This is a genomic window from Enterobacter sp. 940_PEND, from assembly GCF_001059415.1.
In the GTDB taxonomy this organism is placed as follows: Bacteria; Pseudomonadota; Gammaproteobacteria; order Enterobacterales; family Enterobacteriaceae; genus Enterobacter; species Enterobacter cloacae_M.
In genome coordinates this window covers 1-10,757 of record NZ_JUMS01000033.1, presented here as the reverse complement: position 1 = coordinate 10,757, position 10,757 = coordinate 1, and the positions used below count along the sequence as shown (strand labels likewise).

General features: G+C 53.9%; 11 protein-coding genes and 1 tRNA gene. 11 read left to right on the top strand and 1 reads right to left on the bottom strand.

The window, feature by feature from the left end; translation table 11 throughout:
• The first annotated feature begins 172 nt into the window (after positions 1–172).
• The 11 genes from ADJ24_RS25250 (at position 173) to ADJ24_RS05135 (ending at position 10,498) form a co-directional block, all read left to right on the top strand.
• Complete coding sequence (locus ADJ24_RS25250; RefSeq protein ID WP_154283625.1) at positions 173–541, top strand: hypothetical protein; 369 nt, start codon at positions 173–175, stop codon at positions 539–541.
• Positions 542–1,003: 462 nt separating this feature from the next.
• Entirely contained in the window at positions 1,004–1,369 is a 366-nt protein-coding gene (locus ADJ24_RS05180) for a hypothetical protein (protein ID WP_006781400.1), read from the top strand.
• An 84-nt stretch (positions 1,370–1,453) separates the two neighbouring features.
• Positions 1,454–2,101 carry a hypothetical protein gene (locus ADJ24_RS05175; protein WP_006781402.1) on the top strand — a complete coding sequence of 216 codons (648 nt, stop codon included), beginning with the start codon at positions 1,454–1,456 and terminating at the stop codon, positions 2,099–2,101.
• Between the two features lie 75 nt (positions 2,102–2,176).
• Positions 2,177–2,779: a DUF3085 domain-containing protein gene (locus ADJ24_RS05170; RefSeq protein WP_006781404.1), complete on the top strand. Its 603-nt coding sequence runs from the start codon at positions 2,177–2,179 to the stop codon at positions 2,777–2,779.
• A gap of 67 nt (positions 2,780–2,846) precedes the next feature.
• On the top strand, positions 2,847–3,194 hold the full coding sequence (locus tag ADJ24_RS05165; protein ID WP_006781405.1) for a hypothetical protein: 348 nt from the start codon (positions 2,847–2,849) through the stop codon (positions 3,192–3,194).
• Positions 3,195–3,275: 81 nt separating this feature from the next.
• Entirely contained in the window at positions 3,276–4,262 is a 987-nt protein-coding gene (locus ADJ24_RS05160; RefSeq protein WP_006781408.1) for an ArdC family protein, read from the top strand.
• A gap of 105 nt (positions 4,263–4,367) precedes the next feature.
• Complete coding sequence (locus ADJ24_RS05155) at positions 4,368–5,300, top strand: DUF1281 domain-containing protein (RefSeq protein WP_006781409.1); 933 nt, start codon at positions 4,368–4,370, stop codon at positions 5,298–5,300.
• A gap of 108 nt (positions 5,301–5,408) precedes the next feature.
• Positions 5,409–6,092, top strand: coding sequence for an N-6 DNA methylase (locus ADJ24_RS05150; protein ID WP_006781411.1), 684 nt, complete (start codon positions 5,409–5,411; stop codon positions 6,090–6,092).
• Positions 6,093–6,220: 128 nt separating this feature from the next.
• The gene (locus tag ADJ24_RS05145) at positions 6,221–7,729 is read left to right on the top strand and encodes a UvrD-helicase domain-containing protein (RefSeq protein WP_006781413.1); all 1,509 of its coding nucleotides are present in this window, start codon (positions 6,221–6,223) and stop codon (positions 7,727–7,729) included.
• 66 nt (positions 7,730–7,795) lie between these two features.
• On the top strand, positions 7,796–9,439 hold the full coding sequence (locus tag ADJ24_RS05140) for a conjugal transfer nickase/helicase domain-containing protein (protein ID WP_006781415.1): 1,644 nt from the start codon (positions 7,796–7,798) through the stop codon (positions 9,437–9,439).
• 57 nt (positions 9,440–9,496) lie between these two features.
• Positions 9,497–10,498, top strand: coding sequence for a tyrosine-type recombinase/integrase (locus tag ADJ24_RS05135; protein ID WP_006781417.1), 1,002 nt, complete (start codon positions 9,497–9,499; stop codon positions 10,496–10,498).
• A 181-nt stretch (positions 10,499–10,679) separates the two neighbouring features.
• Here ADJ24_RS05135 and ADJ24_RS05130 read toward each other — a convergent pair.
• Positions 10,680–10,755 (bottom strand) — tRNA-Phe (locus ADJ24_RS05130).
• Positions 10,756–10,757 lie beyond the last annotated feature (2 nt).

Genomic DNA, 10,757 nt, shown 5'->3' with positions numbered 1-10,757 from the left:
GAGAGGATACCTTCGGGTGGTAAATCCGTTTAACCTCTGGAAACGGATATCGCTGAACAGTGATTGAGGTCATTTCAACTTATCAGACAGTCAGAATGTTGTTTTTTCTGACTCCCCGACGGGAAACACTTCCCGGTCGGGCAGGTGTTTCCTTTTTTTATGGAGAAACACCATGTCTGTCATCTCTTTTGCGGTTTTCCCTGAACATCTCCTTACTCAGCTTCAGCAGTCTGCTGACGCAGCTGTCCGGAGATTGAAATCTTTCATTTATCTGCATCGCAACAGCAGCTGGTATGTCAACGGTTCGGGCAATTATGCCGTCCGTGCGCACATCACTTCTGTCAAAGACCAGGGCGTTAACGTCTTTCTTACCGTTCGTACAGGTTGCCACCGCGCCGAGTATGTTTTTCACCGCCTGCCGGTTTCCTTTCCTGAGGGAATAACAGGTCGTCGAAACGCATACCGCCATGCTTGCCGTCAGGCACAGCATCTGGCACACCTGCGCTACCGTTTTCTTTCCGGAGGGCATTCTCATGACTGAAGCACTGCACGATGTCACTTTCCGTATTCTGTCGATGTCTGAGACGCGACGGGATGTATGTCCCGCTCAGTATGGCCCCGTAAGTGGTGTTTTCATCCGGGCGAAATCCTCAGAGATAACGTCTCCTGTGGCGAACAGGTTTTTGTCGCACCGCTCGGTGATTGTGATCCGGCTGACCCCGAACTCTGTGTATGGTGTCAGTATTACGGATATTCTCCCCGGGTGGAGGCTGGCGACATACTGGATGGCGTGGCCGTTTCGGGCATAAATTCCGTAGATCCACTGTCGGTAGCTGCGTTGAAAAGCCTGCGCTTTAATCCTGAATATGTGTATCAGGAGCAATCTGATTCATATGCACTGAACTGATCGGTTGATGAACGCCGGTCAAAAAATGTTGTGGACCCTGACGGGGATATCTCTCCGTCGGAGGGAATATCCCGTTATTTACCTGAGGATATACCCATGCACACAGACGTTTATACGCTTAAAACTCCACTGGACACGCTCAGCTGGCTTTGCCTGCTTGAGAGTGAACTTCTGAGCATAAGGGCATTCCAGCGTCTCGATCTTCATACGGACCGGGATGAACCGAATGAACTGACGTTTCTGGAAGATTCCATCATTGGCACCGGCACAGCTTATGGCTGGTTTGTCTTTTTACTCGGGGAAGGCGATATTCCGCCTTTGCCTGATACGTCTAAAAATTTGCTCTTCACGCTGGACGAGCTGGGAAAAGAAATTAACCGGCCCTTCTGGGAGAAGGCCGTGGATGAAGGTATCCAGGATGCCCGGTGTGATCGGGCTATAGCGGCTCTCGAACGGATGTAACCAGCAGAAAGAACACACCCTGACGGGGATTTACTCCCGTCCGGGGGATAAATCCCCCCTTTTTTATTCGCGGAGGATTTATCGATGAAAAACCTGTTTTCTTCGCCGGCTTCCATGTCGGTTGTCTACACCATCGAGCACGTCAGCACGGTTCCGTTGCGACACTGGCATGCTTTCGTTCTGGCCGTCACAGAAACTTTCTGGCAACTGCCGGTGCGTCTGCGTCCGGGGAATACGTATCTGCCGTCGCTTAATCGCGCGGCTGACCTCTTTCCGGTTGCTGATGTCATGGCGTTTTGTGGCGACACAGGCGGCAGTGTCTGGCCGGTCAACATGACGATTGAGCGTGAGCGCAACCGCAATACGCTGAGTATCCAGGAGCTGGATTTTCAGCATCAGCCCTGCGATTTCTTTGCACGCATTGTGATGGTCCTGCTGCATAACCTGTGTCCGGGCAGCTTTCGGATACATTCTTCTGACGAAGGCCGCAGCTGGGCGTTACCGTTACGCTGGATTGAGCGACATCTCGGCCTGCCTGAGCAGCCGACGCTGACCGCGCCTCAGCCGGTACTGAAAACGCCGGTGCGTGGTGACGCGTTTGATTCCCTGCTGCTGCAGCTGCTCTGCGGTGGTGAGCGTGTGCTGAGCAACGACGACTGGAATGCGTTTACGGAGGCTGAATTTCAGCTGTATGAACTGAAGCGGGTCGCGGAAAAAACTGACGCGCTGTAAACAGTACTGACTTTAACCCCGTCGGGAGAGATCACTCCGGACGGGGCGGCTCTCCCGTTTTTAAAGGAGAGCCCCATGCTTTTTTTCGACAACAAAGACCTGACGAACGTCCTGCTGGCCGCCCGCATGCAGGGAGGTCAGCTTCACCTGGCAAAGGATGAGGGTGTTTATCTTATGCCGGCCACCGGTGCCTGGCAGGGCAACGATCCGGTGCCGCGTATTGCGTATGCCACAGGGTGTCACCCTCAGAAAAATGAGGACTGGTACGACACGGCACGCCTGCTTGCCGGCGGCGATGATTTCATTGAATCACTGTCGATAAGCGACGCGGTAGCCACCTCTGTACTGTCCGGCAGGACGGACCTGAGGATCCTGATTACCGACACACAGATACAGGTGCTCACCGCAGCGACTGACCGGGTGAAAGTCGCGCAGTACCGCCAGAAAGCCGATCAGCTTCTGGCGAGTGCAGTCTGTCACTTCAATGCCTGTGTCGGGCCTGATGAACTCTGCCGCTGGCGTGAAAACGCCGTGCGTCTGCTAAAGCAGGCGGCCTTCATCAGTTGTAAGCGGGCGAAGCCTGAAGATCATCAAACCTTTCTGAACGCCTGTGGCAGGCTGCAGGCCAGGTTATCGCAGGTGACCCCGCAGGGGGCGCTGCGAATAACCGGACGTTAACTCACCCCGGCAGGGACTTTTCCTGCCGGAAAGGTTCCTGCCTCTTTCTGAACCGAAGGAGGCCCGTATGGGACTGGATATTTTTCTCTACAGCCAGCACAGGCAGATCGTCGCAGTACCGGCACCGTATCATCCGGTGTATGAACTGAGCCGCGATTTTTCACTGATTACCTGGGTGGATAAGCATGTCGGTGAGGTGGAAAACGCGACCTGTCTGGAACTGTCACGCGAGCATATTCAGCAACTGAAAGAGAGGCTGGACTGTGCGATTGCGACATTTACAGAGGGGAATGAGGATAATCAGCTTCTTCAGCGCCGGCTGCAGTACGTTTTCACCCTGCGTGACAGGCTGGAAAGCCTGCTCAGTGATTTTGACTTTGAACATGAATACCTGTGGTTTTATGCCGCATGGTAACTGACTTCTGAATTTCCCGTCGACGGGCGTATCTCTGCGCCCGCCGGCGCAGGGGTATGCCTCTGATTAAAGGTATATCTCATGAAAAAAACGACTTCACACAAGGCGGCCCGCCGTCCGGCAAAACATACTGACCTTTATCGTCAGATCACCGACCGCATTGTTGTCGCTCTGGAAAACGGCGTCGCGCCCTGGCGTAAGCCGTGGCGCGCGGCTGCCGGCATCGGTCTGGCCGGTCTGCCCCTAAATGCCACAACCGGACGTCACTACAGCGGCGTGAATGTCCTGCTTCTCTGGATGTCAGCGGAAGAGCAGGGTTTTCGCAATAACCGCTGGATGACTTACCGGCAGGCGCAGCAGGCTGGCGGGCAGGTGCGTAAGGGTGAGAAAGCCACCCTGGCGGTGGTTTATAAGGACTGGACGAAGCAGGCGGAGGATCGCGAAGGCAACCGCCTTTATGACAGTGACGGTAAACCGCTGATGGAAACCGTGCCGATGCTTAAACCCCTGCAGCTGTTCAACGCTGAGCAGTGTGAGGGGTTGCCGGCAGAGGTTGCGGCTTCACCTGAGCAACCGCCGACGGTGGATGAGGACGGCATACTCAGCCCGGACGTGATGAACAGGGTGATCCGGATGTTTAACGCCACAGGGGTTAAACACCGGATGCTGCCTCAGAACCGGGCTTATTACCGTCCGCTGACGGATGAAATTGTGATGCCGGTGGCTGAGCAGTTTTTTACGGAGGCGGACTGCTGGTCCACGCTGCTGCATGAACTGGTACACAGTACCGGTCATGCGAAGCGACTTAACCGGGAGGGGATAACCTCCTCATCCCGCAAGTTCGGGGACCCGGTGTATGCCTTTGAGGAGCTCATCGCCGAAATGGGCAGTGCGTTTTTGTGTGCCCAACTCGGGGTATTCGGTGAGGTTCAGCACGACAGCTATGTGGACCACTGGCTGAAGGTGCTGAAATCTGACAAAAAGGCCCTGTTCCGCGCCTGCCGGCATGCCCGGGAAGCGTCGGAATATCTACTGGCACTGCCTGAAAGTCAGGCTGTGGCGGCGTAATTAACTTATCCGGTGGCGGTTATTCCGTAACTGTCGCCCTCCCGTGAGGACACCGCTCCTCACGGGGCTGTGTCCTCTTTTTTTTATGAAAGAGGAGTATTCACTATGTCCGAATGGTGTCATAACCGCCTGGAAATCACCGGTAAATCCGTCTGCATTGATGTCATGCTGCAGTGGATAAACGGAACTGACGTACCGCGTCACCGCCACGCAGTGCAGCAGAGCATACAGCTTTTTCTGGCTGGCGCGGCGGGGATACTCAAGCCGGTGCGCACAACGTCGTATCCGCCCTGTCAGGGGCTGGTCCGTGCAGGCACAGGGCTTTCCACTGCGGCCAATCAGGCGTTTGAAAGCTGGCTGGCGCTCCTGCTGAAGGATGCCATCCTCGATGCGGAAACCATCCGGGCCATTGACCGGCTGTATCACCAGTCAGGTCTGGGCGCGCTGAAATGGGAGAATATTCCCGACCCGGCACGTGAGGTTATGGCGGAGCTGATTGCCAGGCAATACACCGACTGGTTTGGTCTGGTCAGCGCCGGCGATGAGTCTGATGCCGCAACTGCCTGGGAGCGGCTCAGCCAGTATCCTGAACGCTCCCAGCCCTGCGATATGCTGGCCGTCATACCTACGCGGCTGGCAGCAGAGCTGAACGGTTCCGGAGGGCTGATGTCAGGCGTATCGACCACAACCAGCCTCTACTGCCGGCAGTACGGCATGGAGTGGCCTGCCGGGCACAATGTCAACTGGCAGCGGCATTCGCCAAACAGTCTTACGCTGCAGATGGATACGCCCTGGCTTCCGCCGTCAGGTGAGGTTGTCGGGGAAATTTCTGCGGTATTTGACTGCGAGGTGCGTCACAGCTACAGCGAGCCCGTGAGCGGGCTCAGCGGTTACGACTGCTATGACGGCGGCGAACATGTCGACGGACACAAAGGTGCGGCCGGCGCGTCTCAGCCCGGTCAGGTGCTTTATCTCGTCAGCGATGAGCCGGCGTTATCGACTCAGGAAGCAGCATCTTATCGTGAGGTCCGGGGGTAAAAGCCTGTTCCTCCGTTAACCCAGCCACGGCAATGCCGTGGCTTTTTACCCTCAGGGGACACGTCCCCTGGTCAGGGTGCGTGTTCCCTTTTTTTATGGAGAAGACGCATGCCTGGCATGATTAACCACGAAAAAGCCTTTGTTAAGTTGTTCAGTCAGACGGCCCGGTATCATCACCGGTTTAAAGTGTTTGAAGACTTCATCAGCTGCAGCGTCATCGCGCTGGAAAACCGGCTTCACTTCAGTGAAGCGCAGGAGCAAAAGTATCTGCGTATAGTCGGTGGATACGAAAAGGAGGACGTCACGCGCATGGCGCAGCTGCTGGCCCACGTTGTTAACGGGCTGGGTGAAGCGCCCGGGGACTTCCTTGGCCGCGTCTTTATGCAGCTGGAGCTGGGTGACAAATACAGGGGGCAGTTTTTCACGCCCTGGGACGTGGCCAGAATGATGGCGGCCATGCAGCTGGGCGACACTGAAGCGTTGTTCCGTGACAAACCCTTCATCACCCTGAGTGAACCTGCGTGCGGTGCCGGCTGCATGGTGCTGGCATTTGCTGATGTTCTGCAAAAGGCGGGGTGGCCACCGCACCGGTATCTGTGGGTATCCGCGACAGATATCGATCCGCTTGCGGCCGGAATGGCTTACATACAGCTGTCCCTGTGCGGGATTGCCGGCGAAGTGGTGGTAGGTAATACCCTGGCGAATGAACGACGCCGGATACTCTATACCCCCGGGCACTATCTCGGCGGCTGGCCTGTTCGTCTGGATCCACGGTACTTGCAGGCGGCATAATCACATCCACACGCTCCCGCCCGGGAGCGTTTTTTATTTCTGAAGCACGGTATCTGGTTTTTTATCGTAGTGAACTCTTCCCGCTGTCAGGCTGTTTTTTTTCACATCTGCTGCTGCGGGAGAACACAGTGACCTGGAAAACAACAGCCGAACAAAACGCCATCATCGAATGGAAGGGTAATCATCTTGTGGTAAATGCGTTTGCAGGCACAGGCAAAACCTCCACGTTAGTGAACTACGCTGAAGCCAACCCGGAAAGTAAGATGCTTTACCTTGCCTATAATCGCGCTGTGCGGGATGAGGCTGAACGCAAATTCCCCTATAACGTAGAGTGTAAAACGTCGCATCAGCTGGCATGGGCCCGTTTCGGCAGGCATTTCCGTGACCGGCTGACAGCCAGTCTGCGCATTACGGATGTGGCCCGCAAGCTCAATACCCGCCACTGGCCGCTGGCGCGGCTGGCGCTAAGCGGGCTGAACATGTTCCTCTGCAGTGCAGATACTGAGCCGGGGCTGATACATCTGCCGTCTGAGGATGATCGCCACGGTCTCGATGCCGGTAAAATTCTGGGGGCAATCCAAATCCTCTGGTATGAAATGAGCCGTACTGATTCAACCTTTCCCGTCACGCACGACACCTACCTTAAACTTTTCCAGCTTTCACATCCTGATTTATCAACACGCTGGGATACCATCCTTTTCGATGAGGCGCAGGACGCTAACCCGGTGACCAGTGCGTTTGTACTGAATCAGCCCTGCCGGGTCATCCTGGTCGGCGACCGCTACCAGCAGATTTACCGCTTTCGCGGGGCGGATAACGCGCTCAATGCCCCTCAGCTGGCGCAGGCAGACAAATTGTGGCTGACGGCGAGTTTTCGTTTTGGCCCTGAGGTCGCGCGTATGGCCAACATCCTGCTGGACCGTGCCGGTGAAGATAAACAGGTAACAGGCAACGGGGGGGAAGACAGTGTGGTGACCCGAATTCCGGAGGGAACTGAGCACATTGCTGTACTGAGCCGGACGGTATCCGGTGTGATTGGGAGTGCTTTAACGGCAAGTCTCATGGAGAAAAAGGTCTTCTGGGTCGGCGGGATTGAAGGCTACAAGACCGAAGAGCTTGAGGATCTGTACTGGTTCTCCGCCGATATGCCTGAAAAGATGCAGTCCCCGCGCTTCAGCCGGGACTACCGGGATTTTGACGAGTACTGCTCGATAGCCAAAGCCACGCAGGACGTGGAGATGAACCAGGCTATTCGCCTGCTCGATGACTTTTTCCCGCTCCCTCAAAAGCTGGCCATTATGCGCCGTCAGGTCGTCACTCATGAAAAAGAGGCTCAGGTCACGGTTTCAACCGCACACCGCAGCAAGGGGCTCGAATGGCCGGTGGTGATGCTGAGTGAGGATTTTACCGACATTACCGACCCGCTTCTTTCGCAGGATGAGCGGCAGGATGAGACCAACCTGCTGTACGTGGCTGTCACCCGGGCCAGAAGAACGCTCGTGCTTAACGAGTTGATGCGCTGGCTGAGCGATGAAGGCGGGAAAAACCGCGAGACGACGTACGAAACCGTACCGTCCGGAAATGGAGAGAGTGCCGACAGCCACGAAGAAACGGGAAAAACTTCTGAGAATGAGTAACTGGTTTTTTATGGTGAAGCGCGGGGAGTGTCACAACACTGGGCAGCCCTATACCAGGAGAAAATCATGCGCGACAGAATCAGGACTCTGAGGTTTCTGTTTTCAAAAGGTGAACCGGAACCAGCACGTCATGTATCCGCTTTCACACCTGCCGGCTACCACGCTCCGCGTACGGTCGATACGCTGTGCTGTAGCCCGTTGAGAAAAACCTGCCTGCAACAAATATGGGAAAACAGCTCACTTCCGGCGGATGTTTATCACCGGTTTTATATAACGCCACTGCATGGCTTACTGGCCAGGGTACAGAATGTGCCGGCAACACAGCAGGGAAGGTGGTCGCAGTCAGACGGCTTCGGGGACCTTACGCTGCAGTTCACAACCTGTGCGGTCAGACTGGCCAAAGGATACATGTTTCCACCCGGAGCTGCGCCAGAAGAGCAGGCAGAGCAAAACGTGATGTGGAATACGGTCATTTTCTGGTCTGCACTGTTCTGGCATTTGCCGCTCCTGGCGTCTCTGGAGGGGGAGCTGCTTGATGGTAAAAGCTGGCTTCCGGGAATAACCGTTCCGGACTCGCCTTATCGATTTCGCTTCCGGGAAGCTGACAACTCCTCAGCTTTTGCAGCGCTGGCAGCCGGACAACTTATGCCAGCGGAAGCGACAGGCTGGCTGGCAGAAAATCCCGAAGCTCTGGGCAATCTTGCCGGGGCCTTATGGAACCAGCATCCGGCAATGCCGTTGATCCGAAGCCTGATGAAACAAGCAGCTGAGAAAACAGAGTCTCCTCTGATGGAGAGGAAACCTGCGGAAATTTTAGGTTCTTATGCAGGTGAAATTCCAGTAAATACAGCCCTTTCAAATGAGGGGGGCGCTACGGTTTTACCTACAGATATGTTATCTGAACAAACAGCTCTGAGCGGGGCAACTGATCCATCTTCCCCTGAGATCTTTACACTTGCCACAGGTATTGATAACCCCACTCAGCTTAGTGATTCACCAGTTAAAAGCCGTGAAGAAAACGAAGCAGAAAGTGTTTTAAGCGAAATCGAAAAAAGTACTGGCTCTGACTCTCTGCCCTCTGAAGATGATGCTGATGCTCTCCTTTCTCTTTTCGACATGTCAGGAGATGCTAAAGCTTCAGAAAATGAAGGTGAGGTACAGGCAGGCGTGTCCGTTGTGATTGCAGAGGAACAGCAATCGTCAGAACCCCTTGAAAAGATAGAAGACCCCGCAAATGAAAAGGAACCGTCTGCAAAAGGAAACTCGGACTATTCTCAGGTTGCAATTGTTAACAAATGTGATGAAAGATCAGATTCCGTACCCGTAGCAGTCTCCGGTACTGACGTAGCGGAAGGAGAACAGTTTTTTGACTGGCTCCGGGAGGGACTCAATCGGGGAGATATTAGTTTTAATGGTAAAGCAGACAAAATCCATGTTATTGCCGGCTATGTCTTTTTACCCGTCCCCGGTATCTTTTTCGACTACCTTAAGGCCACTGGTTCGACTATTCAACGGGAAAGCATTCAGGCTTCTTTTGAGCGACTTAACCTGCATAAGCGTCGTGATAACAGGAGATTTTATTTTGCTCAGCTTTACGATACACCCGACAAGTCCGGGAGGTTCAAACGGGTAAAAGGCTACCTGGTGAAAAGCAGGCGGGTATACAGAAAGACCATCCCTCAGGACAGTCAGTTCATTTTGTTCCCCTGACCACAACGTCGGTCTGACATCTGGTGCGTTACTGTTACTAAGAGAGGAATGGAAAAAATGAACGAAAATAGTGCTGACTGGCTCTGGCAGGAACTTATGGATGAGTACTTTTTCTGTAAATCGCTGCGCGAAGATACCGAGTGGAGTTATAAGAAGGTTGTTCGTGGTTTCAGGAAGCATATCGGGGAAGCCTGTCCGCCTTACGGCATAACCAGTCGCGATGTGCTTGAGTGGCGAAGGCATGTGCTCAAGAAGCAGTGCCTTTCTGCACATACCTGGAACAATAAGGTCAGCCATATGCGTGCCCTGTATAATTTTGCCATCACTTCTCAACTGACGAACTTAAGTAAAAATCCCTTCAATGGCGTATCGGTCAAACAGGACAAGAAGCGTAAAAAAACGCTAACAAAAAACCAGATGACAAAAATCTGGCTAACTATGCAGCAATTTGCTTCTGAGCCCAGAACCGAATCTAAATGCGCTCTGAGGCCAGTATGGTACTGGCTGACTGTCCTGGACACCTTGCGTTACACTGGTATGCGGCAAAATCAACTGCTCCATATACGTCTAAAAGATGTGTCTCTTGACGATGGGTGGATTGAATTAAGAGCGGAAGGCAGTAAAACGTACCGGGAATGGCGGGTTCCCGTTGTCAGTCATTTACGACCGAGACTGGAAGCATTGCTTCAGCGTGCAAGGGACTGCGGTGCCGGCAATAATGATGCGCTTTTTCACTATGAGCGGTTTGTCTCTTCGCCTGCAGAAAGGGCGTCTCTTTCGGAAAAACCATCGCTGCAACCGTTACGCTCTTTTTTTCGTAGACTGTCAAAAGAGTGCGGATTTGATGTTTCTCCCCACCGGTTCAGGCACACCCTTGCCACGACACTGATGAGCTCGCCTGAACGAAACCTGCAGCTGGTTAAGGGATTGCTGGGGCACCGCAACGTGAGTACAACAATGGAATATGTTGATATCAGTATGGATATTGTGAGCCAGGCGCTGGAAAAGGAAATGGCACTTTACACCGATAAGGCTGAAGAGATGTTTTACAATGGTTGACATTCAGTCACGTCATTGTAATTATTCACAGTGATCGAGAAAAGGGAGCCTGTGTCAGCAGGCTCCCTAATCGAGAGGGTAACTTCTTGATGTATGCTGATGTGAGGATCAACATCAACAAGTACCACTCCCGTTAAACGCCCGTCAGTTTTCTCACCTCTGACCAGCGTGCTTCGAATAGTGGTGCCCGGAGGCGGAATCGAACCACCGACACGGGGATTTTCAATCCCCTGCTCTACCGACTGAGCTATCCGGGCAA